This window comes from Deinococcus yavapaiensis KR-236 (genome assembly GCF_003217515.1).
In the GTDB taxonomy this organism is placed as follows: domain Bacteria; phylum Deinococcota; class Deinococci; order Deinococcales; family Deinococcaceae; genus Deinococcus_A; species Deinococcus_A yavapaiensis.
Map to the genome: position 1 here is coordinate 401,851 of NZ_QJSX01000001.1, position 22,959 is coordinate 424,809.

Genomic DNA, 22,959 nt, shown 5'->3' on the forward strand with positions numbered 1-22,959 from the left:
GAGGTGAGCGGAAAGAGCCGCCTTCTCCCCGCCGAGCAGGAGGCTCGCCGTCGCGGCAAGGCGGCGCACTCCTCGAGACTCAGAGGTTCGATCCGCTTGAAACCCAGCGTCCATTGGCTCTCGTCAACGCCCTGAATCCGAGCGGCCGCCCGGCTTGACGGCTCGCGGGACGGTCGGTTGGTCTCCTCTCTTGGGTGATGCTTCGGCGGGCCGGGCGACTCCTCGAAGGGTCTAGACCTATTATTGACAAATCATGTCTCTTATTACAGCATAGGGGGCAACCCGCTTCGCGGGACCCATTCGATTCTTTCAGCGCACCTTTCATCGGTGCGAAGGTCAACTCTTGCCATCGGAGGCCCCATGTCGAACATCGAAGCTCTCAAGAAGGAAACGCCGCCGTTCGAGATCCTCGACGACATCTACCGCTGGGCGGCGGCGGGCGAAGTCGATTCCGAAAAGCTCGACTTGGCCAAGTGGTACGGCGTGTACCCTCAACGTCCCGCCGAGGACGGCTACCTCATGTTGCGCGTCAAGATTCCCAGCGGCGGTTACGACGCGCGCATCCTGCGCGTGCTGGCGGGCATCTCCGAGGACTTCGCGCGCGGAACGCTCGACGTGTCGGACCGCCAAGCGTTCCAATTCCACTGGCTGCGCATCCAAGACGTTCCCGAGATCTTCTCGCGCCTCGAAGCGGTCGGCTTGCACTCGAAGGGCGCGTGCGGCGACACGGTACGCGCCGTGATCGCCTCTCCGCTCGCAGGCCTCGACGCCCGTGAAGTCATCGACGTGCGAGGCGTGTCCGAGCAACTTCACCATCACTTCAGCGGCAACCCCGAGTTCGGTGACTTGCCGCGCAAGTTCAAGGTCAGCGTGACGGGCGTGCCGACCCTCGAAGGCATCCACCTCGTCAACGACATCGGCTTCCTCGCGCACGAAGTGAACGGTGAAGTCGGGTTCGACGTGTGGGTCGGCGGCGGCCTCGGCGCGGTCGCGCACCTCGCCGAGCGCCTCGGGGTGTTCGTGAAGGAGGACGAGGTGCTGGAAGTCGCGCGAGCGATCACGGCCGCGTACCGCGACCACGGATACCGTCAAAACCGCAAGAAGTCGCGCCTGAAGTACCTCATCGTCGACATGGGCGTGGAGCAGTTTCGCGAGGTCGTCGAGACGCAGTACCTCGGGCGCAAGATGGCGGACGGCCCGAGCGCGCCCGTGGCTCGCTTCGGTGGCAACGACGTGCTCGGCGTGCATCCCCAGAAGGACGGACGCTTCTACGTGGTCGTCGCGACGACGGTGGGACGCATCGATCCTTCGAAGGCGCGTCGACTCTCCGACCTCGCCGAGCGTTACGGTGACGGCGAGCTTCGCAACACGCCCTTTCAAAACATCCTGATTCCCAACGTCAAGGGCGAGGACGTCGATGCCTTGAGCGCCGAGCTGGCCGAGCTGAACCTCGCGCCGAAAGTCAGCATTCGCGGCACGACGATCGCGTGCACCGGCATCCAGTTCTGCCGTCTCGCCCTCACGGAGACGAAGTCGCGCACGGCAGCCCTCGTGGACTACCTGGAGCTGAAGTTCCAAGACCTCGACGTGCCGTTCACGATCAACATCACGGGCTGCTCGAACGCCTGCACGCGCTACCAAGTCGCCGACCTCGGGTTCATGGGCGCGCAGCACAGCGGCGAGGAAGTGTACAACGTGCACCTCGCCGGAAGCCTCGGCGAAGCGCAGCGCGTCGGCATCAAGCTCAAAGGTCGCGTGAAGGCGACGGAACTGCACTTGTACACCGAGCGCGTCCTCGCGGATTTCCGCGCGCACCGTCTGCTCGACGAGTCCTTCGTGCAGTTCGTGGACCGCGTTGGCAGCGAGCGCTTCTTGCCCGACGTCGTTCTCGGAGCGGTCCTCGCGTGAGCGACGCGTCGGGGCGAGTCGTGTGGCTCACGGGCCTCTCGGGCGCGGGCAAGACGACCCTCGCCCGCGCCGTGGAGCGCGAGTTGATGACGCGCGGCGTGCCGGTGGAGGTGCTCGACGGAGACGCCGTGCGCGAACACTTGTCCAAAGGTCTCTCGTTCACCCGCGAGGACCGCGACACCAACGTGCGGCGCATCGCGTTCGTGGCGGGCCTTCTCGCGAAGCACGGCGTGACGGTGCTCGTGAGCGCCATCAGTCCTTACCGCGACACGAGAGACGCCGTGCTCGCCGAGCTTCCGAACGCCGTGGAGGTGTTCGTGGACGCGCCGCTCGACGTGGTGACCGCGCGGGACGTGAAGGGCTTGTACGAAAAGGCCTTGCGCGGCGAGATTTCGCACTTCACGGGAGTCAGCGATCCGTACGAGGCGCCGCTCGCTCCGTCGGTGCACGTCAAGACCCACGAAGTGACGGTCGAGGAAGGCGTGGCGCTCGTCGTGGAGTCGCTGGGAGTCGAGCGTGAGCTTGCCGTCGTTTGAAGCGGGTACGTCTCCGCTGGAGGTGATCGCCTGGGCGCTCGAAACGCATCCCGACCTCGTCATGCCGAGCGCGTTCAACCTCAACGGCGTCGTCCTGATCGACTTGGCCGCGCGCGTCGGCTTTCGAGGCGAGGTGCTGTTCGTCGACACGGGCTATCACTTTCCCGAGACGCTGGCGACGCGCGACCGCCTCGCCGAGCGTTACGCGTCGCTCGACTTCGTGACCTTGAGCGCGGACCTTCCCGACGACCGGCTGTTTTTGACGGACGTGGACGGTTGCTGCGCGGCGCGCAAAGTGGCGCCGCTTCAAGCGTACCTCGCCGAGAAGCGTCCGAGCGCCTTGCTGAACGCCCGGAGCCGCGAGCAGACGACGGACCGCGCCGAGATTCCCTTCGTGGAGGAAGGTGCTCGGCGCAAGATCAATCCGCTCGCGCACATGACGCGAACGACGCTCGAGCAGTACGCGCGGCACCATGACCTGCCCGTGAATCCCTTGTACTGGGACGGCTTCTTGTCGGTCGGATGCGCGCCGTGTACGCGAGCGGTTCGCCCCGGCGAGGACGCGCGGGCGGGTCGCTGGGCGGGCCAGGGCAAGACCGAGTGCGGCCTGTGGGTCGGAGAGCAAGCTCTTTGAGCGTGAAGAAAGGACATTCGCTTTGACGTTGATCGCCGATTCGTTGCCGCGCCCCTTGGGCGGCTCGCTCGTATGGCGCGTCGGGGGCTTGGATGCCGCCGAACTCGCGGAACTTCCTCGGTTGGAACTCGGCGCGCGTAACCTCGCCGACCTCGAACTCATCGCGACGGGCGTGTACTCGCCCCTCACCGGCTTCATGGGTGAGGCCGACTACTTGGGCGTCATCGAGCGCATGCGTCTCGCCAGCGGCGTGCCGTGGAGCGTGCCGATCACCCTCGGCGTGAATCGCGAGGACGCGCGGCGGTACCGTGGTCGGGTCGCCCTCACGCGCGCAGGCGAAATCGTGGGCGTGCTGGACGTGCGCGAGCAGTACAGCGCCCGCAAGAGCGTCGAGGCGCGCGAAGTGTACCGAACGCAAGACGAGGCGCATCCCGGCGTGGCCGCGTTGTACGCACAAGGCGACGTCAACCTCGCGGGCGACGTGACCTTGCTGCGGCTCGACCGCGGGCCGTTTCCGTCGCATCATCACACGCCGAGGGAAACGCGGGACGCGTTCGCGGCGCGAGGTTGGCGCACCGTCGTCGCGTTTCAAACCCGCAACCCCATCCACCGCGCTCACGAGTACCTGCACAAAGTCGCGTTGGAGCAGGTGGACGGCCTCTTTTTGCATCCGCTCGTCGGCGAGACGAAGTCGGACGACGTTCCCGCGCGGGTGCGCATGAAAGCGTACGAAGCGCTGTTGGAGCACTACTACCCGGGCACGCGAACGCTGTTGAGCGTGTACCCGGCGGCGATGAGGTACGCGGGGCCGCGCGAGGCGGTGCTGCACGCGCTGTCTCGGCGCAACTACGGCGTGACGCACTTCATCGTGGGACGCGACCACGCGGGCGTCGGCAATTACTACGGAACGTACGACGCGCAAGAGATCTTCTCGGCGTTTTCGCGCGAGGAGCTCGACGTGGAGATCTTGAAGTTCGAGCACACCTTCTACTGCCGTAAGTGCACGCAGCTCGTGTCGCCACGTACCTGCCCGCACGACCACGGACATCACCTCGTGCTGAGCGGCACGAAGGTGCGAGAGTTGCTCCGTTCCGGAGCGTCCCTGCCCTCCGAGTTCACGCGGCCCGAAGTGGCCGAGGTCCTCCGCGCGGCGTACACCGAGAAGTGAGCGCATTCACCGAATCCTTCGTCGTCCGTCCTTATTGTTGACAAGTTAGATCACCTTTGGTGATCCACGGAAAGTACACCATGAAAAAAATTCTTAAAGTCACGACCTTGCTGCTGAGCGCCGCCCTCCTGGGCGCGAGCACCACGAACGCCCAAACCGCCCGCGTGGTTCGCATCGGCATCTTCCCGAACGTCACGCACGCCGCCGGGCTCGTCGCCATCGAGCGCGGCCTGTTTCAAAAAGAGCTCGGCAATGTGAAGCTCGAAGTGCGCGAATTCGCGAACGGTTCGCAAATCAACGAGGCGTTCGCCGCGAACGCCATCGACTTCGCGTACGTCGGCCCCGGCCCGGCCATGAACGGCTTTCTGCGCGGCCTGCCGATCAAGGTCATCGCGGGCGCGGCGGGCGGCGGCGCGGTTTTGGTGTCGCGCGGTGACGTCAAGATCGTGGGCGGCGTCAAGGGCCTCGCGAGCAAGAAGGTCGCTGTTCCGACGCGCGGCTCCACGCAAGACATCTCGCTGCGTCACCTGCTGAAGGAAAACGGCCTCGCGCCGACCGACTTCGGCGGCAACGTCACCATCGTTCCGATCGATCCCGCCAACATGCCCGCCGCCTTCGCGAGCAAGCAAGTCGACGCGGCCCTCGTGCAAGAACCGTGGGGCGCCGTCCTCGAAGCGCAAGGCGCCAAGCTCGTCTTGAACGAAAAGCGCATCTGGAAGGGCGGCGACTACACCACGACCGTCCTCGTCGGCAACACGAAGTTCATGGACGCCAACCCCGAGATTACCAAGGACATCTTGCGCGGTCACCTCGCGGGCATCGCGTTCATCAAGAAGAGCAACGCCGCCGCGCAAAAAAGCATCAGCGACGAGATCGCCGCCATCACGCGCCAACGCCCTGACCGTGACGTGCTCTTCAAGGCGCTCGCGCGCACGAAAGTCACGTGGGAAATCGACCTCAAGACGCTGGCCGAATACGCCCAGCTCAACAAGGAAGCGGGCTTCGCGCGGGACATCCCCGATCTCGACAAGTTCGTGGACCTCTCGCTCATTCGAAGCCTCGTGAAGTGACGAACTCGGGGGGCAGACGCGACGGTGTGTCCCCTTGGATGAAGCAAGCCTGAGCCGATTCGCAGCGAAAGCCGCACGTTCCAAACGCGGCGGTCGTGTTTTCTGAAGTGCAAGCGGGTCACGTACGGACGAGGTCCGATCGAGGAGGTCGAGATGCGACGAAGTTACTGGTTGACGACGATTTTATGCCTCACCGTGAGCGCGAGCGCTCAGCAGGCCACGACGGTGAGGCTCGGCTTTTTCCCGAACCTCACGCACGCCGCCGCCCTCGTCGCACTGGAACGCGGGTACTTCCAAAAGGAGCTCGGCAAAGTCAAGCTCGAAGCTCGTGAGTTCGTCGCCGGAACCGCCCTCAACGAAGCCTTCGCGGCCGGGCAGATCGACGTCGCCTACATCGGCCCCGGTCCCGCCATCAACGGCTTCACGCGCGGTTTGCCCATGCAAATCGTGGCGGGCGCGAGCAACGCGGGCGCCGTGCTCGTCGCCCGTTCGGACGTCAAGATCACGGGCGTCAAAGACCTCGCCGGGAAGCGCGTGGCCGTGCCCTCCCTCGGCAACACCCAAGACATCTCGCTGCGCCACCTGCTCAAAGAAAACGGGCTGCGCTCGCAAACGGACGGCGGCAACGTCACCGTCGTTCCGGTCGCGCCCGCCGACGTCGCCGCCGCCTTCGCCAGCAAGCAGATCGACGCGGCCCTCGTGCCCGAACCGTGGGGCGCCTTGCTCGAAACGCGCGGCGGGCGGGTCGTCGGAAGCGAAAAGACGATTTGGCGCGGCGGCGACTACCCGACCACCCTCATGATCGTGAACACCAAGTTCGCCGCGCAGAATCCCGACCTCGTCAAGGCGATGCTGCGCGCCCACCTCGCCGCCGTGCGCTTCGTGAACACCAGCAAACCGGCCGCGCAAACGGCGATCGCGCGCAAGCTCAAAGAGCTCACGGGCGAAAGCGTCGACGCGCGGGTGCTGCAACGCGCCCTCGCCCGAACGGAGATCACCGCGAGCTTCGACCTCGACGCCCTCAAGGAATACGGCGAGCTCAACAAGGAGGCAGGCTACACGCGCACCTTGCCCGACTGGGAAAAGCTCGTGAACCTCGAACTTCTCAAGTCGCTGGGGGGACGCTGAGTGACGACGCTTCCCGCACCCGTTCGGCGCCGATCGCACGGTTGGATTTCCCAACTCGTCGGCGTGGCCGCCTTGCTGCTCGTGTGGTGGTTTTTCACCAAGGTTCGGCCTCTCTTTCCGTCGTACGTCCTGCCCGCCCCGGACGCCGTGTTGAAAGAGCTGCAGTACGGCCTGTTCGGCGAGCTGCCCGACGGGCGTCTGGGAGTCTCCATCATCAATTCGCTCCGGCGTGTCGCGATCGGGTACGTGACGGCGCTCGCGCTCGGCCTCGGCTTCGGCATGGTGCTCGCCGCTTCGAAGAGCGTGCGTGACGTCGTCGGCGGGTGGCTGACAGCCGTTCAGAGCATTCCCAGCATCGCCTTCGTGCCGTTCGCGATCTTGCTGTTCGGCCTCAACGACCGCGCGGTGCTGTTCGTGGTGATCCTCGAGGGGTTCATTCCGGTGACGCTCGCCGTGTCGAGCGCCCTGCAAAACGTTCCGCCCGGCTGGCGCACGGCGGGGCGGACGCTCGGGGCCTCCAGCACGCAGTTGTTCACGAAGGTCCTGCTGCCCGCCAGCTTGCCGAACCTCGCGACGGGCGCGCGGCTCGCGTGGAGCTTCTCTTGGCGCGCTTTGATCGGGGCGGAATTGCTCACGGCGAATCCCGGGCTCGGGCAAGCGCTGGAAATCGGGCGCAACACCGCGAACATGGCCCTCGTTCTCGCGACGATCCTCATCGTCGGCGTGCTCGGCGGCTTGTTCGACGCCGTATTGCACGTGCTGGAAACGCGGGTGCGTCGAAATTACGGCCTGGAGGTGTTGTCATGAGCTTGGTGCAAAATCGAAACATGAACTTCGCGTCGACGAACGTCCCGACGGCGCGCCCCGCTTTGAGCGGCGTGGGCGTCTCGTACCGTTACGCGTCGAACGAAGGCATCGGTCCGCTCGACTTCGTGGTACCCGAAGGGCAATTCGTGGGCGTCGTCGGCGAGTCGGGCAGCGGAAAGTCGACGCTGCTGGGCCTCCTGGCAGGTTTCTTGAAGCCGCAGCAAGGAACGCTCGACGTGCTGGGCGAGTCCGCGCGCGGACCGGCGCGTGACGTGACGCTCGTTCAGCAGGAGCACGCGCTGTTTCCGTGGAAGGACGTGCTCGGCAACGTCGCCTTCGGGTTGGAAGTGCGCGGCGTGCCGAGCAAGGAACGCGAGGAACGCGCCCTCGAATCGCTTCGGCTTGTCGGACTCGAGGCGTTGGCGCGCCGCCGTGTGCACGAGCTCAGCGGCGGGCAACGTCAACGCGTGTCGCTCGCCCGCGCGCTCGCGGTGCGTCCGAAGGTGCTGCTGCTCGACGAGCCGTTCAGCGCGCTCGACGCGAGCACGCGCGAGGACCTCGGCGAGACGTTGCGGCGCGTATGGCAAGCACAAGGCTTCACGGTCGTTCTCGTGACGCACCACCTCGACGAAGCCCTCGCGCTCGCCGAGCGGGTCGTGGCTTTGCGCCGGGGTGCGGTCGTGCTGGAAGCCGAGGTGCGCGCCCTGGATCTCGCGACCTTGCGCGCCGCCTTGACGCACGATTGAAGGGCGTCTTGTAAGAGGAATGTCATGCGCCGCGCGTCATCATTCCTCACGTGAAGAAAACTCGACTTTTGAACGCCGTGCTGCTCACGGCGTTCCTTCTCACGCCGGGTGTCAGTGCCGCCCGCGTCAAGATCGCGCTCATCACACCTCAAAGCGGGCCGCTCGCGCCTCAAGGCGACTCGGCGAAGCTCGGCGCGCAACTCGCCCTCGCCGACCTCAAGGGCGAGCTCGACAAGGCCGACTTGCAAGTCAGCCTCGAGGTGTTCGACGAGCAAAATGCGACGGTCGCCGCGAGCGCCGCGAAGGACATCGCCGCCGATCCTTTGATGCTGGGCGTGCTCGGCCCGACCTTTTCGGGCGCGGCCATGCTCGTCTCGGAGGTGCTGCGGCCCGCCCGCGTGCCGATGATCACCGCTTCCGCGACGGCCAACGAGATCACCGACCGCGCCTACTCGAACGTGAACCGCCTCGTCGCGCGCAGCGACGCGCAAGGCGCCGTGATCGCGCAGTATCTGTCGGACGACACGGCGCGCCGCCGCGTTCTCGTCGTGTCGGACAACACGACCTTCGGCAACTCGCTCGCCGACGAGTTTCGCGACGGCGCGCGCGGCAAGAGCCTCACGATTCTCGGGCGCATCAACGGCCCGAAGGCGGACTTTTCCGACATCTTGGACGCCGTGAAGTCGAACCGACCGGACGCGGTGTTCTTCAGCGGCAACCCCGACGTCGCCATCAACTTCCTGAAAGCCCTCAAGGCGGCGGACATCAGCTTGCCTGTCGTGGGCGGAAGCACCTTCGAGGACCCGGGGGTGCTCCGCACGGCGATCGGCCTCGGCCAAGAGCTCACGTACACGACGACGTTCGGGACGATCAACCGCTTCAGCGCCGCCACGGAGTTCACGACCCGCTACCGCGCCGCCTTCGACAAGACCCCGAACATCTTCAGCGTGTTCATGTACGACGCGACCCGTACGATGTTGGCAGCGCTGCTCGACGCGCGCGCCCGCGCGAATCGCACGCCGACCCGCACGCAAGTCGCGGCCGCCGTTCGCCGCGTGCGCCTCACGGACGCCGTCACGGGATCCATCAGCTTCAACGCTCGCGGCGACCGTGCCGTCGCGCCGCTGTTCGTCATGCGTCTCGCCAAGGGATCGACGTTTCCCGACACGCTCGAAGTGCACCTCGTGCGACCGTCGCGCTGACCTTCCGGGCTCCACCCGCCTCCACCTTGCCCTCATCCGTTGCGGTGCTCGCCCCATGATGGTAGGAGGCATGATTACCGAACCGAACTTCGTTTTGTTGCACGGCCTGGGATCGTCGAGCCACTTGTGGGTGCATGTCGCCGAAAACCTCGCCGGCGTGCGTCCGCTTCACCCGGACTTGCCGGGTTTCGGCAGCGAGCAAGCTTCGCGCGCGCGTGACGTGGCCGGGTTGGCCGACTTCGTGGCAAGTTGCGTGCATCGAGCAGGCTTCGAGCGCTTCGTGCTCGTCGCGCACGACTTCGCTGCCGGAATCGCGGTGGAGGTCGCGGCGCGAGGGCTGTCGGGCCTCGTCGGCCTCGGCCTCGTCTCCCCTGCTCCGCTGCGCGCCGAGTTGCCGCGCGACCTGCTCGACCGTCTGATGTCGCTGCCAGGCGACGAGGCGGCCTTGCGCGCCTACTACCGAAGCGCCGTGAATCGCGAGTGCGCCTTAGAAGACGTGGAGACGCTCGTACGAGACGGCGTGCGCTGTGATCCGCACGAATGGCGCGCGTGGCTCACCGAGCGACGCGACTTGCGCGAAGAGGCGTCGCGCGTGACCGTCCCGACCTTGATCCTCACGAGCGACGCGGCATTCGACGAGGGCGACTTCTCGAATCTGAAGGAAGTGACGCGTCTGCACCTCGAAGGAGTGGGCGCGTACCCGGCGTTGGAGGCCCCGAGGCAGGTGACGAAGCACCTCCTGCATTGGACGAGGACGACGCTGCGTGACGTGACGGACGGCTCGAACGCTCAGTAGATCTGCAGCGCACCCGCCTCGACGCACGCGCGGAGGTCCGTCACCTCGCCGATGACGTCGCCGTCGAGGTGGGCGTGCGTCGGCGTCTGCCAGCGCAGGCGAACGTCCTTGCCTTTCCAGCAGCGCACCCGAGGATCGTCGAGGTGGGCGCCGCGCAGCACCATGCCCATGAGGCGCAGAAGCTGTCCGCGCGTGACACCCTTGCCGAGCACGACGTCGAGGCAGCCGTCGGACGGATCGGAGTCGGGGCTGATGCGAAACCCGCCGCCGTAACGCGTGCCGTTCATCACGGCGACGAGGGTGCACGGCCCCGCGTACGTGACGTCACCGTCGACCACCACTTCGACGTCGGGCGCCCGCAAGTCCTTGACGCCGTTGAGGGCGCTCCACGCGTAGCGGCCGAAGCCGTTCAACCACGCGGGCGCGTCGCTCATCTTGGCGGTGATTCGAGCGTCGAAACCCATCCCGAGGCCGTTGACGAGTACGCGCGAGCCCAGCGGCGTCTTGACACGAACCGCGTCGAAGGGGCGTGGTGGGCTCGAGAGGCGAGCGAGGGCGCCCTCGAAATCGCCGCTTTTCAATCCCAGCATTCCCGCGAAGTCGTTGCCGCTTCCGAGGGGAACGATGCCGAGGGGACGTCCCGTTCCCACGAGGGCGGGCAGCAAGGCGCTCACGGTGCCGTCGCCGCCCACGGCGAGCAGCGGTTGGGAAGCGGGCAGCTCGTGGACGCGCGCGAGCGCGGCGGACGGGTCGTGCGCGAGGATCACGTCGAAGGCGAGGCGGCGCGTTCGAAGCGCGCGTTCCAGCAACGGCCAAGTGCGCATCGCGAGACCGCGGCCCGCGTGAGGATTCAGCACGACCGCGAGCGGCACCGCGTCCACCTGATCAGATTGTGAGCGTTGGGACAAGGAGGCGCTCATGCGCTTTCAGTGTGACACGAAGCACATGAGGAGTCCTGAGCCGAAAGGCTCAGGACTCCTCGGCAACAACGACGATTACAAGGCGGGCGTGAAGACGAGGCCAGGCTGCCAATCGCGCGGCCGCTCCGAGAAGCCGAAGTACCACGCGACGGCTTCGGCGATGCGTCGGCCCGCGTGGCCATCACCGTAAGGATTTGCACGGCCCCGCATGTCGCCGAGTTCCGCTTCGTTCGACAGCAAATCGCTCAAAACGCGCGTCACCTCGGCGCGTTCGTTTCCGGCGAGCTTCAAAACACCGGCGTGCAATCCCTCGGGGCGCTCGGTGACGTTGCGCAGCACGGCCACGGGCACGCCGAGGCTCGCGCCTTCCTCTTGCAAGCCGCCCGAGTCGGTCGCCAGCAGATCGGACACGGCCATGAGCGCGGCCATCTCGTCGTAGGCGAGCGGATCGACGAGTTCGAAGTTCGGAACGCTCGACAAGGTAGGCACGACGGCCTCGCGCACGGCGGGATTGAGGTGCACGGGATACACGAAGTGCCGTTCGGGATGCGCGAGCGCCACGTCGCGCAAGGCGAGGGCGAGCTCTTCCATCACGGGCAGGTTTTCACGTCGGTGCATCGTGACGGTCACGAGGCGCTTGCCGCGCCAAGCTTCGCGTAGCGTGGAGCGGGCGGCGACGTCACGCACGGCGTCCACGGCGGTCTGCCCTGTCACGAAGATGCCTTCGGGCGACTTGCCCTCGTTCAGCAGGTTCTGCTTCGACAAGGCGGTCGGAGCGAAATCGAGCGTCGTGAGGACGTCCGTGAGCTTGCGGTTGGCTTCCTCGGGGAACGGCTCGCCCATGTTGCCGCTGCGCAATCCCGCCTCGACGTGCCCGACCTTGATGCCCGACACGAACGCCGCGTACGCCATGCAAAACGTCGTGGTGGTGTCGCCGTGCACGAGAACCATGTCGGCGTTCATCGCCGTGAGCTTCGCCGCCGCTTGCGGAATGATCTTCGCGCTGAGGTCGGCGAGCGTTTGACGGTCGGTCATGACGCTGAGGTCGTCGTCGGGTTGGATGCCGAAGACGTTGAGGGCCGAGTAGAGCTGCTCCTTGTGCTGCCCGGTCACCAGGACGAGGGTACGCAGGCCGGGCGTGGCGCGCAAGGCGGCGATGACAGGAGCCATCTTGGTGGCTTCGGGCCGCGTGCCGAAGGCGACGACGACCGTTTTGGAGTCGGACACTTGGGTCATTGAGGTGTTTCCTGAAGTTCGCGCGCGAGCGCCTTGACGCGCCGAAAGGCGACCCACGCGAGGCAGGCGGCGATCACTACGACGACGGCGAGCACGACGATCGGTTGCACGCTTTGCAGCAACATCCCGACGACGCAAAACGCCAAGGTGATCGCCCAGATGATGATGCTCGCGCGGCGAGCGCCGAAGCGCGAGAAGAGACGGTGATGAATGTGGGTCTTGTCGGGCTGGGCGGGCGACACGCCGCGCCGCAGACGCCCGATCACGACTTGCGTGGTGTCGAGGATCGGAAGCGCGAGGATCAGCAGGGGCGCGGCGAGCGAGAGGCTCGCGGAGAGCTTCGTCGTGCCGAGCAACGCGACCGCCGCGAGCGTGAAGCCGATGAGGGTGGCGCCCGCGTCGCCCATGATGATGCGGCTGGGATTGAAGTTGTAACGCAGGTAAGCGAGCGTCGAACCGGCGAGGCCCGCGAGCAGCACGACGGCCGCGCCGCGATCCGGGAATTGCGCGGCGACGGCGAGCATCACCATCGATCCGACGAAGCCGATGCCGCCCACGACCCCGTCCACGCCGTCCATAAGGTTCACGGCGTTCGTGATTCCGACGATCCACAGCCACGTCACGAACACCGACAGCGGACCGGTCATGCCGAGCAACTCTTCGGGCCAAAAGGACAAGGTGGTGAGGTCGATGCGCAGGCCGTTCACGATCAGCAGCAAGGCGCACACGGTCTGCACGAGGATGCGGAAGGAAGGCGGCAGTTCGAATTGGTCGTCGATGAAGCCGACGAGCACGAGCAGGGCCGCGCCGAGCAGGATCGCGAGCACTTGAATCTGCACGCTCACCACCCCGATGGGCCGCAGCGCCCACACGACGAGGACGGGCAGAATGAATCCCGCGAAGATCGCGAGTCCGCCCGCGTTCGGCAGAGGCGCCTTGTTGAGTCGCCGCTCGTTGGGCATGTCGGCCCAGCCGACTTTGATGGCGAACTCGCGAACGCGGGGAATGAAGCGCCACGTGAACACGGCGGCGGCCACGAAGGTCAGGGCGACGCTCCAAAAGCCCAGGCCCAACGGCTCGGCGACGCCGAGGGATTTCAGGAATTCCAGCATGAAGGACTCGACCGTACCTTACTTCGTGCCGTACAGGCGGTCGCCCGCGTCACCGAGTCCGGGCACGATGTACCCGTGGTCGTTGAGACGCTCGTCGATGGCGGCCGTGACGATCTCGGTGTCAGGATGCGCGGCGTGCACCTTCTCGATGCCTTCGGGCACGCTGAGGATCGACAAGAGCTTGATGGAGCGCGCGCCCGCCTCCTTGAGGGTGTCGATCGCGGCGACCGCGCTGCCCCCGGTGGCGAGCATCGGGTCGAGCAGGAACACGCGCCGTTCGGAGATGTCTTGCGGAACTTTCGAGTAGTACGCGACGGGCTGCAACGTCGCGGGATCGCGGTAAAGACCGATGTGGCCGACCTTGGCGGCGGGCACGAGGCGCAAAATCGAGTCGGACATCACGAGGCCCGCGCGCAGAATGGCGATGACGGCAAGTTTCTTGCCTTCGAGCATCGGGAAGTCGCCTTCGACGATGGGCGTCTTGAGGCGAACGGGTTGCGTTTCGAGGTCGCGCATCGCCTCGTAGGCGAGCAGGAGGGTCAGTTCGGACGCGAGTTCGCGAAACTCCTTCGGCCCGGTGGACACGTCCCGAAGGAGGCTGAGTTTATGCTGCACGAGCGGATGACCGACGACGGTGACGGGACCTGGCATCCTTCGTATGTTAGCAGGGCGGCGCCAAGCGACTCTTGAATGCCGCCCGACTCACTTCAATACTTCGAGGGCGTGCCGCGCGCGCGGCACCTTCTCGGCGCGTTGCTTGTCGAATTCGTACGGTTCGTGCATCAAAAACCAGTACAGGTCGTGCAAGTACGTGTGCGCGAGGTAGGCGCGCAGACGCGTAAGAGCGCCGGGCTCGTCGGGCAGCAGACTCAGTACCATCTCGACGCTTTCCGACGGGGGGCGCAAATCGAGGGTGCCGGTCTTGAGCAAGGCGAGGTCGCGAATCGGGTCGTCACTTTGAGCGCGCGTCCAATCGATCACGAGAACGTCACCCGCGTCGTTCAAGAGAATGTTGTCGGACCACAGGTCGAGGTGGCAGTACGCGGCCTTCACGGCGAGGTCGCCGCGCCGCAACGGCGTCTCGACTGCCTCGAAGAGGTCGTCGAGGCCGAAGCCGCTGAGGCCTCCGCGGAATCGCTGAAGGCGTTCGCGCAGTCGCTCGAGGTCCACCTCGCCGGCCCGTTCGGCGTGAAGTCCGCGCAAGAAGGTGCCGAGGTGCGGCAGGGCAAGCGGAACGTTCGCGGCCGTCACGGGCCGCCCCTGAAAGCGGCGCAGGATCAGGACTTGTGACCCGTCGGCTTCGAGGGCGTCCACGACCCACGTTCCCAATCCCGCGCGGCGCATGTTCGCGGCTTCCAATTCGTGCCACCCGAGTTGATTGCGATACACCTTCAAGACGTACTCGCCCGCCGCGTACACCCGCGAGTGTACGCCGCCGCCGAGGCGAGTGAGAGGGCCGCAACGCGCTTCGAGCGTCGGGAGGCCGGAGCGGTTCGTCACGCGCCTCATCATAGCGATTCGCGCCGGGAAGGGCGCGAATCGCGGGCACCGAACTCGGCGTTCAAGGCTCGTCTTTCAGAGCCTTTTCGAGCACCGCGACGAGGCGCGGGTCGAGCGTCTTGCCGACTTCGTTTTGCAAGGCGCCGACGTCGCCCTTGCGGACGTACGCGTCGGCGATCGCGACGATGCGCGCCAGCAGCGGAATTTCCTCGCCTGCCAGTCGGTCGGGCTCGCCGAAGCCGTCCCATCGTTCGTGATGATGCCGCACCCCGAGGCGAGCGTTGGTCAAGCCTGACACGTCGTGCAGCAAATTCGCTCCCAACATGGCGTGCCCATCGTCTCCGTGAAGCTTGCCGAGGTCGTGCAGGGTGGAGGCGTACCACAACTCGTCCATCTCGCGTTCCGACAAGCCTGCCGTCCGCCCGAGCTTGAGGGCGATCTCGGTCACTTTGCGCGAGTGTCCGACAGCATCGAAGTCGAGGCTTTCGACAGCCTCCACGAACACGCCGGACAGTTGCCGAGCGAGCGCTCGAGCGTCCTCACGCGCTTCGAGCAAGCTGACGAGCGGCGTGACGGCGGTCGCCCACCTCGTCACCGCCTCGAGTTGTAGCGTGGCGAAGCCACCTTCACCGTACCGATCCAAGACGATCGCGCCGAGGAAACGGTTGCGGTCACGCAGAGGAGCGATCAGGCTGCTTCGCACTTCGCGCATGCCGAGCAGATCGAGTTTCGCGCGCACTTCCGGCGGATTGGTGGCGAACAGTTCGGTCGCGCCGTCCGCCACGACACGCGCTCGCCCTGACGACCACGGGCCCGACAGCGGGCTGCCGACGAGTTCTCGGTCGTATCCTACGACCGCCGCGACGCGGTCCTCACCGGGACGCACCACGGCGTAGCCCTTGAGATTGCCGCCGCCCGCGAGTTCGATCGCTTGGTGAAGCGCCGCTTCCAGCACACCTTCCAAGGTGGGCTTGGCAAGAAGGTCCCCGAGTACCTTCCCGGGATCGTTCACGATGGGGACGGCGGCGGGCGCGGACGTAGCGGGCTGCTTGGCGGGTCTTCTGAACACGACATTCCCAGTATAGGCGCCTCACCCGCCCGACGTCATGACCTTTCTCATGCCCGTGACGATCAATGCCCATGAAAAGCCGCTAAAGTATTCACGCTTGGATACGACTCGCGTCACCACGGAAGTTCGGCGGGCCCTGCAACGCTTCGATTCGCGCGCCGCAACTTGGATCTCTCGCTACACGGCGAGGGGTGGCAAAGTCTATTGCGCGGCGGGCTGCTTTCGCTGCTGCGACATGCCGATTCGCGTTTCGCTCGCCGAGGCGCTCGTCGTGGCAGAGTCCTTGACGCCTTCGCAGTTCGAGGCGGTCGAAGCGCACGCGGAGCGCGTGTGGCTCAACGCGCACGAAAGCCGAGACGGCGACGAGTACGTCGAAAACCATCGCCGCTCGGTCGGATTCTGCCCGCTGCTCGACCGCGAGACGGGACGCTGCGGCGCGTACGAGGCGAGACCCGCGCGATGCCGCGACACCTACTCCGCCATGCCCGCCCGTTTTTGCGCGCCCGACGGCTTGTCGAGCTTGCGCCGCAGCGAGCGGCGCGCTTACGAACAAGAAGTTCGCACGAATCCCGTCATGGACGGCACGTCCCACTTCATCGCGCCTCTGGAAGACCTCAGCGTGCCGATTTGGGAGACTTGCGCGACCCTCATGCGCCGCGAACTGGGCTTCGAGGTGTGGGGCGACTTCTGGACGCTCGTGGCGTACAGCCGCGACGAACGCTTCTGGTCGGCGCTGCGAAGCCATTCGCCCCGCTCGGTGATCGCCGCTCTGAAACGCGCGAGGTTGTATCATCCGGAACTCGTTCAAATCGAGTGAGGCCGTAACGCTTTTGGAGCGTCCGTTTCGCCCGTTGGCTCCGCCCATCCCGACTTCGTGTGCTTCCCCTTCCGAATGACCCAGCAGGGCCTGCCGAACGGCCACGTACGAGTGATGCAAGCCTTGGAACTGGCGTGTCTCCGCAGCCTCACCGCCAACGTCACGAATGACGTCGAGCGGTTGCTCGGCCCTTCGCGAAGGTCGCACGCGATTACTCGCATTTCTGGAACCGCCCGCGTGTGCCGTTACGATCCTCGACGAGAACGAGGGCCGGTTCTCGACCGGCCCTCGTTCTCGCGCTCGTGTCCGCTTACTTGTTGCGCGCCTGCTCGATGAGGGCGGGTACGATCTCGTTCACATCGCCGACGATGCCGTAGTCGGCGACTTTGAAGATCGGCGCCTCGGCGTCCTTGTTGATGGCGACGATGAACTTGCTCTTGCCCATTCCCGACAAGTGCTGCACCGCGCCCGACACGCCGAGGGCGATGTACGCCTTGGGCTGTACGGTCTTGCCCGTCTGCCCGACCTGCTCGGAGTAAGGGCGCCATCCCGCGTCCACGACGGCGCGCGTCGCGCCCACGCCTCCACCGATGGAGTCGGCGAGTCCTTCGACGAGCGTCGCGAAGTTCTCGGGGCTTCCGACGCCACGACCACCCGTCACGACGACGTCCGCTTCGGCAAGCGGAACGCGGCTCGTCTTCTCGACGCTCTTGCCGGTGACGGCCACGCGCGGTTGCGGTAACTCGAGCTCCACGTCGTACTGCTCGCCGTTCATCTCGGGCTGCGCAGGCGTGAAGATGCCAGGCTTCACGGTCACGACGATCACGGGCGCGTCCGCCTCCACCGTCTCGGTGACGCGCGCGAGGAAGGTGTAGCGCTGCGCTTGCAAAGCGCTGCCCGCCGACTTCAGCGAGATGACGTCTTCGAGGAGGGGCGCGTCGAGCTTCACGGCCACCCGCGGACTGTACTCGCGGCCCGAGCGCGACCCGCCGATCAAGATGGTGTGCGCTTCGCCTTCGCGCGCGATTTGCGTCACGGCGGCGGCCCACACGGTCGCGTCGTACTGCGCGAGCGACGCGACGTCCCCCACGAGCACCTGCTCGGCGAGCTTCGACGCCTCGTTCGCGACCGCTTCGATGCCCGCGCCCAGCACGAGGATCGTGATGGGGCCCTCGCGCCCGGACTCACGAGCCGCCGTCACCATCTCGGCCGTGCTCTTCGAGAGCTTGCCGTTCGAATGTTCCGCGACGATCAAGATCATGCGAGCACCTTCGCTTCCGAGCGCAACAGCTCGAGCAGTTGCGCCGCCGCCGCTTGCGCGTCCTTCCCGTCGATGACCTTGCCAAGGCGGGCGCGCGCTTGAATCTCGGCGCCGACCACGCGGGCCAAGGGTTGCACGCCGTACTGCTCCAGCGTGTCCTTGCGCAGTTCCTTCTTCTTCGCCTTCATGATGTTCGGCAAGGTCGGGTAGCGCGGGTCGTTGAGTCCTTGCTGGGTCGTCACGACCGCCGGCAAGCTCACCTCGAAGCTTTCGTTGCCCTCGTCGACGTCGTGGCGTCCCACGAGTTTGTCGCCTTGCACTTCGAGGCCGTTCGTCCACGTGAGTTGCGGCCAGCCGAGACGCTCGGCCGTCGCCGCGCCAAGCGCTTGGCTGTCCCAGTCGGCTTGCTGGCCGCCCGCGAGGATCAGCGACGCATCTTCCTGGCTTGCGATTTGAGCGACGAGCTTGCTGAGGGCGATCGCGTCGAGCGCCACGTTCGTCTCGACGTGAATCGCGCGGTCGGCGCCCATCGCAAGGGCCGTGCGAAGCGCGTCCTCGTTGCGCTTGGGTCCGACGGCGAGCGCGATGACCTCGGTGCCCGCCCCCGCTTCCTTGAGGCGCAACGCCTGCTCCACGCCGTACTCGTCCATGCCGTCCATCACGAGGGTCGCACCCTCGAGGTCCACGGCACTTCCTTGGACCCGTACGCGTGCTTCCGCGTCGGGTACTTGCCGAATCAAAGTCAGAATCTTCATGGCAGTCTCCGAACAGTCAGTTTACTAGAGGTTACTTGAGGAGTTGACGGGCGATCACCACGCGCTGAATTTCGTTCGTTCCCTCGTAGATCATGTTGAGTTTCACGTCGCGCAGCAACTTCTCGACGGGATACTCGCCGACGTAGCCGTAGCCTCCGAAGACTTGGATGCCTTCGTTGGCGGCCTTGAACGCCATCTCCGAGCAGTACGCTTTGGCGATGGCGCTCTCCATCGAGTGCGGCATTGCGTTGTCCACGAGCCACGCGGCCTTGTACGTCATGTAACGGCCCGTTTCGATGCCCATCGCCATCTCGGCGAGCTTGAATTGAATCGCTTGGAACTCGGCGATGGGACGGCCGAAGGCAGCGCGTTCCTTGGCGTACTTGATGCTCTCCTCCATCGCCCGCCGCGCGATGCCGACCGAGCCGGCCGCCACCGGGATGCGTGTCTTGTCGAGGGTTTTCATGGCGATCTTGAAGCCGTCGCCGATCCCGCCGAGGATGTTTTCCTTCGGCACGCGCACGTTCTCGAACACGAGTTCGGAGGTGAGCGACGCGCGCTGACCGAGCTTGTGCTTGATCTTGTTGTACGACTGGCCCGGAGCGTCCTTCGGAACCACGATCGCGACGGTGCCACGATGCCCCTTGCTCTTGTCGACGCTGGCGAACACGACGGTGATTTCGGCGACGCCGCCGTTCGAGATCCACATTTTGGTGCCGTTGATGACCCACTCGTCACCGTCGAGGACGGCGGTGGTGTTCATGGCGGCGGCGTCACTGCCGTTGTTCGGTTCGGACAAGGCGAACGCGGCGAGCGACGGCTTGTCGAGCAGGGGCGACAAGAACTTCTTGTGCTGCTCTTCACTGCCGCCGACGATGATCGGCGTGATGCCGAGCTCGGACGCCATGAGGATGGTGTAGATGCCCATGCAGCCGTACGCGAGTTCTTCGGCGATGATCGACTCGTCGATCATGCCGAGACCGAGGCCGCCCGCGTGCTCGGGAATGGATGCGTTGAGGAGGCCGAGGTCGAAAGCCTTTTCGACGACCTGCCAAGGCAGTTCTTCCTTCTGGTCGTACTCGGACGCGATCGGGATGATTTCGTTTTTCGCGAAGTCGCGCGCGAGGGCTTGAAGTTGCTTTTGCTCGTCCGTCAGCGAGAAATCGATCATGCGTCTCCCAAAGTAGAGGCTCGAAAACCGAACGCTCGTTCGGTTGAACTCAGTCCAAAATAGCATCCTCGCTTGCGAAGGTACAGAGCGCTCACCCCCTTTAGATGACGTTAGGAAAGGATGAGCACAATGCCTCCTCGAACGGGAAGTTCGCTTTCCGAAAGGAGACTTCATGCGATACCAAGGCCTCATCGTCCTCACCCTCTCTGCCCTGCTTGGCGCTTGCGGAACCGCGCCCGGCTTCCCGAGGTTCCACGCGCCGACCGGCTTGACTTTCGACCGACGCGACGACGCCGTTTTGTTCACGGCAAGTGACGCCGCGAACGCCCTCGATTTCCGGCTTTGGCTGACACGTGACGGCACGACGAAACGCGTGCCCTTGAAGCTGACCGCCGACGAACTCGTGCTCGGCGCGGCCTTCGAAGACGCCGAAACCGCGATCGTCGCCATTCGTTCAGGCAACGAAGACCGAATCGCCCGCTTGAACCTCACGACGGGCGAGGCGACGACGCTGACAAGCGGTGAGAAGGCGGGATTCGGACTCTTGGAACTCGACAGTCTCACCGTCACCGACGATCGAGCCTCCTTCCTCGCCTCGTACGAGGGTTCGGAGCCCGAAGCGGACGGACACGGCGACGTACGCCAAACCGTCTTCGCGCTCGACCTCACGAGCGGTGAAGTCGAGCGCCTCGATCTCGCTTCGCAAGCGGCGAAGGACTTCGAGGCGAAGCGCGTTTCGAACGCCAAGAACGCGTTTCGAACGCGGGCCGTCGCGCCCGGCGTCGCGTGGCTCGCGTTTCCGAAAAAACTCGCCTCGCGCCCCGTGTACGGATCGCCGTATCACACGGGCAACGACCTTTACGCCGTGGACCTCAATCGTGGCGCGGGCGACGACGACTTGGGTGACGGCGTGATCGCGGCGGCGCCCGGCCAAGTCGTGTTCAGCGGCTGGAACAGCCAAGGGTACGGCAACCTCGTCATCGTTCGTCATGCGAACGGCCTCCAGACGTACTACGCGCACCTCAGCAAGACGGCCGTCACGACCGGCGCGAACGTCTACGCGGGCCAATGGATCGGCAACGTCGGAAACACGGGCCAGCAGAACATGGCCGCGCACCTGCACTTCATGGTGCGCGATCCGTCGCTGCCGTCGGGCTATCAAAGCGTGAAGGCCGCGACGACCAGCAACCCGACGATCGCCTTCGGGCCAAGCGTCTCGGGCAGCGCGAGCACGTGCCCCGTGAGCGACTTGATCGGCGACGTGACGTACGAGTACCGAGTCGGCTGCTGAATCGCACGAGGGCCGCGCATGTGCGCGGCCCTCGTCCTTCGGTCAAGAAGCGATGGTCATGCCACCCGCTCAGCGAATGATGGTGATGCGATTCTTGATCTGGCCGTCGAGCGTCGAACCCTTGGCCTTGAGGTAGGCGACCAGCGCGTCCACGTCCTGCAATCCCGGAAGCAGCACGCGGTTGGTGCCTTGCTTGAAGGGCGTGAAGGCGTCCCCACCATCGGCAAGGAAGCTGTTCATCGCGACGCGGTAAGTCGTGGTGTCGCCGAGGGGCTGGCCTTGGAAGGTCACGTTCGAGACGCGCGGTCCCGTGATGCCCGGGCGCAGGTCGATGGTGTAGCTGAAGCCTTCCGACACCTGCAAGACCTTGTTGGCGGTGGCGTTCGCACCGGTCGCGATCAACTCGAGCGCGGCCTTGACCTGGGCGCCCGTGAGGTCCATGACGACCATGGTGTTGCTGAAGGGCTGCACGGCGAAGACGTCCCCGAAGGTGAGGCGGGCGCCGCCGTTGGTGCTGGGGCTTCCAGGCAGGTTGCCGCGAATGCCGCCCGGGTTCATCAAGGCGAACTGCGTGCCTTGATCTTGCGTGGCGAAGACTTGCGCGTCGGCGATGACGTCGCCGAGGGCGCTCTCGACGTCCCGCACGTCGTCGGCCTTGGTCGCGTTGAATCCACGGCGAATCTGCGGTACCGAGAGGTTCGTGACGAACACGTTCTTGACGGCGTCGGTCTTGGCCTTCGCGGTCGTCAAGAGCTGCGTCATGTTGAAGTCCAGCGTGTTGTTCGCCGCGCGCTGATCGTAGTTCACGACGAGGTTGGCCGCCTTGGCCGAGACCACGCGGTGGTTGGCCTTGTCGACGGTCAGGTCGAGTCGCTGCAGCAGGTGTCCGTAGAACTCGCCTTGAATGACGATGCGGTCCTTGCCGTTCGGGTCAGGCACGAGGCAGTTGTAGCCCGTGTGGGTGTGCCCACTGATGATCGCCACGACGGACGGATCGACCTTGCGCGCGATCTTGTAGATCGGCGACGCGGTGTTGAGCGTCTTGCAGCCTTCGGTCGCGTAGGTGTCGGGCGAGTTCGTGCCCAGCGTGCCGCCCTCGTGAATCAAGACCACGATGGCGTCGACGTTCATGCTCTTGAGCACGGGCACGTACTTGTTGATCGACTCGGCCTCGTCGAGGAAGTTGATCTCCGCGATGCCGCTCGGCGACACGATCGTCGGGGTTTCGGTGGTCACGGCGCCGATGAAGCCGATACGCGCGCCGTCGGCGGTCGTCTCGACGTAGTAGGGCGTGAACGGGTTGGCGCCGTTGGCCTTGTACTCCACGTTGGCGCCGAGCCACTTGAACGTCGCGCCGCTGTAGTTCGGGTCGAACTTGCAGGCCTTGTTGGCGTCGTTGCTGGCGCAACCGCCGTTTTGCATGCGCAGCAATTCCTGCAGCCCCTGGTCGAACTCGTGGTTGCCGAGGGCGCTGGCCTTCATGCCGAGCTCGCTCAAGGCGTACACGGTCGGCTCGTCGCGCAGCAAGCTGGACGTGACCGGGCTCGCGCCGATCAAGTCGCCGCCACCCACGAAGATGGTGTTCTTGTTGGCCGCGCGGGCATCGGCAAGTTCGCCGCCGATGGCCTCGATTCCGCCCGCCTTGATGGCCGCCGCAGCGCCGATGGGCGTGAAGGTGGTCGGCTCGAGGTTGCCGTGAAAGTCGTTGAGGCCGAGGACGGTGACGTCGACCGGCTGAGGAGGCTTGTTGCCCACTTGAGTCGCCTGATTGCACGCGGCGAGCAAGAGGGTGAGGGTGGTGAGGGTCGCGATCCTCGAAAAGTTTTTCATAT

General features: G+C 65.5%; 22 protein-coding genes. 12 read left to right on the forward strand and 10 right to left on the reverse strand.

Going from position 1 to position 22,959, the window contains the following annotated elements:
- Nucleotides 1-360 precede the first annotated feature (360 nt).
- The 10 genes from DES52_RS02010 (at nucleotide 361) to DES52_RS02055 (ending at nucleotide 9,995) form a co-directional block, all read left to right on the forward strand.
- Complete coding sequence (locus DES52_RS02010) at nucleotides 361-1,908, forward strand: nitrite/sulfite reductase (protein ID WP_110885066.1); 1,548 nt, start codon at nucleotides 361-363, stop codon at nucleotides 1,906-1,908.
- Entirely contained in the window at nucleotides 1,905-2,444 is a 540-nt protein-coding gene (gene cysC, locus DES52_RS02015) for an adenylyl-sulfate kinase (protein ID WP_110885067.1), read from the forward strand. The genes DES52_RS02010 and cysC overlap by 4 nt, the downstream gene beginning before the upstream one ends.
- A complete protein-coding gene (locus tag DES52_RS02020) occupies nucleotides 2,425-3,078 on the forward strand; it encodes a phosphoadenylyl-sulfate reductase (RefSeq protein WP_110885068.1) in 654 nt (217 codons plus the stop codon). Before cysC ends, DES52_RS02020 begins: the two co-directional genes overlap by 20 nt.
- A 22-nt stretch (nucleotides 3,079-3,100) precedes the next feature.
- Nucleotides 3,101-4,246, forward strand: coding sequence for a sulfate adenylyltransferase (gene sat / locus DES52_RS02025; protein ID WP_110885069.1), 1,146 nt, complete (start codon nucleotides 3,101-3,103; stop codon nucleotides 4,244-4,246).
- Between the two features lie 80 nt (nucleotides 4,247-4,326).
- A complete protein-coding gene (locus DES52_RS02030) occupies nucleotides 4,327-5,316 on the forward strand; it encodes an ABC transporter substrate-binding protein (RefSeq protein WP_110885202.1) in 990 nt (329 codons plus the stop codon).
- Between the two features lie 153 nt (nucleotides 5,317-5,469).
- Nucleotides 5,470-6,444, forward strand: a complete 975-nt coding sequence (locus DES52_RS02035; protein ID WP_110885070.1) for an ABC transporter substrate-binding protein — start codon at nucleotides 5,470-5,472, stop codon at nucleotides 6,442-6,444.
- Entirely contained in the window at nucleotides 6,445-7,251 is an 807-nt protein-coding gene (locus DES52_RS02040; RefSeq protein WP_110885071.1) for an ABC transporter permease, read from the forward strand.
- A 20-nt stretch (nucleotides 7,252-7,271) separates the two neighbouring features.
- The gene (locus DES52_RS02045) at nucleotides 7,272-7,997 is read left to right on the forward strand and encodes an ABC transporter ATP-binding protein (protein ID WP_110885203.1); all 726 of its coding nucleotides are present in this window, start codon (nucleotides 7,272-7,274) and stop codon (nucleotides 7,995-7,997) included.
- Nucleotides 7,998-8,047: 50 nt separating this feature from the next.
- A complete protein-coding gene (locus tag DES52_RS02050) occupies nucleotides 8,048-9,199 on the forward strand; it encodes a branched-chain amino acid ABC transporter substrate-binding protein (protein WP_170130844.1) in 1,152 nt (383 codons plus the stop codon).
- Between the two features lie 70 nt (nucleotides 9,200-9,269).
- On the forward strand, nucleotides 9,270-9,995 hold the full coding sequence (locus DES52_RS02055) for an alpha/beta fold hydrolase (RefSeq protein WP_170130845.1): 726 nt from the start codon (nucleotides 9,270-9,272) through the stop codon (nucleotides 9,993-9,995).
- On the opposite strand, the gene DES52_RS02060 is transcribed toward DES52_RS02055, so the two are convergent.
- From DES52_RS02060 to DES52_RS02085, 6 genes are all read right to left on the reverse strand, one after another.
- Nucleotides 9,989-10,915: a diacylglycerol/lipid kinase family protein gene (locus DES52_RS02060; protein WP_110885074.1), complete on the reverse strand. Its 927-nt coding sequence runs from the start codon at nucleotides 10,913-10,915 to the stop codon at nucleotides 9,989-9,991. The two genes, DES52_RS02055 and DES52_RS02060, sit on opposite strands and share 7 nt — an antisense overlap.
- A gap of 75 nt (nucleotides 10,916-10,990) precedes the next feature.
- Nucleotides 10,991-12,151, reverse strand: a complete 1,161-nt coding sequence (wecB, locus tag DES52_RS02065; protein ID WP_110885075.1) for a non-hydrolyzing UDP-N-acetylglucosamine 2-epimerase — start codon at nucleotides 12,149-12,151, stop codon at nucleotides 10,991-10,993.
- Complete coding sequence (locus DES52_RS02070; protein ID WP_110885076.1) at nucleotides 12,148-13,263, reverse strand: MraY family glycosyltransferase; 1,116 nt, start codon at nucleotides 13,261-13,263, stop codon at nucleotides 12,148-12,150. Before DES52_RS02070 ends, wecB begins: the two co-directional genes overlap by 4 nt.
- Before the next feature lie 18 nt (nucleotides 13,264-13,281).
- Nucleotides 13,282-13,914, reverse strand: a complete 633-nt coding sequence (gene upp / locus DES52_RS02075) for a uracil phosphoribosyltransferase (protein ID WP_110885077.1) — start codon at nucleotides 13,912-13,914, stop codon at nucleotides 13,282-13,284.
- A 51-nt stretch (nucleotides 13,915-13,965) separates the two neighbouring features.
- Nucleotides 13,966-14,772, reverse strand: a complete 807-nt coding sequence (locus DES52_RS02080) for an aminoglycoside phosphotransferase family protein (protein WP_110885204.1) — start codon at nucleotides 14,770-14,772, stop codon at nucleotides 13,966-13,968.
- Nucleotides 14,773-14,824: 52 nt separating this feature from the next.
- Complete coding sequence (locus DES52_RS02085) at nucleotides 14,825-15,832, reverse strand: HD-GYP domain-containing protein (RefSeq protein WP_110885078.1); 1,008 nt, start codon at nucleotides 15,830-15,832, stop codon at nucleotides 14,825-14,827.
- A gap of 97 nt (nucleotides 15,833-15,929) precedes the next feature.
- On the opposite strand from DES52_RS02085, the gene DES52_RS02090 reads away from it, so the two are divergent.
- Complete coding sequence (locus tag DES52_RS02090) at nucleotides 15,930-16,649, forward strand: YkgJ family cysteine cluster protein (protein WP_170130846.1); 720 nt, start codon at nucleotides 15,930-15,932, stop codon at nucleotides 16,647-16,649.
- Nucleotides 16,650-16,959: 310 nt separating this feature from the next.
- On the opposite strand, the gene DES52_RS02095 is transcribed toward DES52_RS02090, so the two are convergent.
- From DES52_RS02095 to DES52_RS02105, 3 genes are read right to left on the reverse strand one after another with little or no spacing between them, the layout of a single operon-like run.
- Complete coding sequence (locus DES52_RS02095; protein ID WP_110885080.1) at nucleotides 16,960-17,910, reverse strand: electron transfer flavoprotein subunit alpha/FixB family protein; 951 nt, start codon at nucleotides 17,908-17,910, stop codon at nucleotides 16,960-16,962.
- A complete protein-coding gene (locus DES52_RS02100; protein WP_110885081.1) occupies nucleotides 17,907-18,665 on the reverse strand; it encodes an electron transfer flavoprotein subunit beta/FixA family protein in 759 nt (252 codons plus the stop codon). The genes DES52_RS02095 and DES52_RS02100 overlap by 4 nt, the downstream gene beginning before the upstream one ends.
- 31 nt (nucleotides 18,666-18,696) lie before the next feature.
- A complete protein-coding gene (locus DES52_RS02105; RefSeq protein ID WP_110885082.1) occupies nucleotides 18,697-19,836 on the reverse strand; it encodes an acyl-CoA dehydrogenase family protein in 1,140 nt (379 codons plus the stop codon).
- Between the two features lie 172 nt (nucleotides 19,837-20,008).
- Here DES52_RS02105 and DES52_RS02110 point away from each other — a divergent pair, with 172 nt between their 5' ends.
- Nucleotides 20,009-21,127: a M23 family metallopeptidase gene (locus tag DES52_RS02110; protein WP_110885083.1), complete on the forward strand. Its 1,119-nt coding sequence runs from the start codon at nucleotides 20,009-20,011 to the stop codon at nucleotides 21,125-21,127.
- 69 nt (nucleotides 21,128-21,196) lie between these two features.
- Here the strand turns inward: DES52_RS02110 and DES52_RS02115 are convergent, their stop codons facing one another.
- The gene (locus DES52_RS02115) at nucleotides 21,197-22,957 is read right to left on the reverse strand and encodes a bifunctional metallophosphatase/5'-nucleotidase (RefSeq protein WP_110885084.1); all 1,761 of its coding nucleotides are present in this window, start codon (nucleotides 22,955-22,957) and stop codon (nucleotides 21,197-21,199) included.
- Between the last annotated feature and the right edge of the window lie 2 nt (nucleotides 22,958-22,959).

Excerpts from the sequence above, each read along its gene's own strand:
- DES52_RS02115 (WP_110885084.1), bottom strand. The coding sequence starts at position 22,957 with ATGAAAAACTTTTCGAGGATCGCGACCCTCACCACCCTCACCCTCTTG.
- DES52_RS02060 (WP_110885074.1), bottom strand. The coding sequence starts at position 10,915 with ATGAGCGCCTCCTTGTCCCAACGCTCACAATCTGATCAGGTGGACGCG.
- DES52_RS02030 (WP_110885202.1), top strand. The coding sequence starts at position 4,327 with ATGAAAAAAATTCTTAAAGTCACGACCTTGCTGCTGAGCGCCGCCCTC.
- DES52_RS02100 (WP_110885081.1), bottom strand. The coding sequence starts at position 18,665 with ATGAAGATTCTGACTTTGATTCGGCAAGTACCCGACGCGGAAGCACGC.
- DES52_RS02070 (WP_110885076.1), bottom strand. The coding sequence starts at position 13,263 with ATGCTGGAATTCCTGAAATCCCTCGGCGTCGCCGAGCCGTTGGGCCTG.
- DES52_RS02055 (WP_170130845.1), top strand. The coding sequence starts at position 9,270 with ATGATTACCGAACCGAACTTCGTTTTGTTGCACGGCCTGGGATCGTCG.
- DES52_RS02105 (WP_110885082.1), bottom strand. The coding sequence starts at position 19,836 with ATGATCGATTTCTCGCTGACGGACGAGCAAAAGCAACTTCAAGCCCTC.
- DES52_RS02035 (WP_110885070.1), top strand. The coding sequence starts at position 5,470 with ATGCGACGAAGTTACTGGTTGACGACGATTTTATGCCTCACCGTGAGC.
- DES52_RS02095 (WP_110885080.1), bottom strand. The coding sequence starts at position 17,910 with ATGATCTTGATCGTCGCGGAACATTCGAACGGCAAGCTCTCGAAGAGC.
- upp (WP_110885077.1), bottom strand. The coding sequence starts at position 13,914 with ATGCCAGGTCCCGTCACCGTCGTCGGTCATCCGCTCGTGCAGCATAAA.
- DES52_RS02110 (WP_110885083.1), top strand. The coding sequence starts at position 20,009 with ATGCGATACCAAGGCCTCATCGTCCTCACCCTCTCTGCCCTGCTTGGC.
- DES52_RS02010 (WP_110885066.1), top strand. The coding sequence starts at position 361 with ATGTCGAACATCGAAGCTCTCAAGAAGGAAACGCCGCCGTTCGAGATC.
- wecB (WP_110885075.1), bottom strand. The coding sequence starts at position 12,151 with ATGACCCAAGTGTCCGACTCCAAAACGGTCGTCGTCGCCTTCGGCACG.
- DES52_RS02045 (WP_110885203.1), top strand. The coding sequence starts at position 7,272 with ATGAACTTCGCGTCGACGAACGTCCCGACGGCGCGCCCCGCTTTGAGC.
- DES52_RS02080 (WP_110885204.1), bottom strand. The coding sequence starts at position 14,772 with ATGAGGCGCGTGACGAACCGCTCCGGCCTCCCGACGCTCGAAGCGCGT.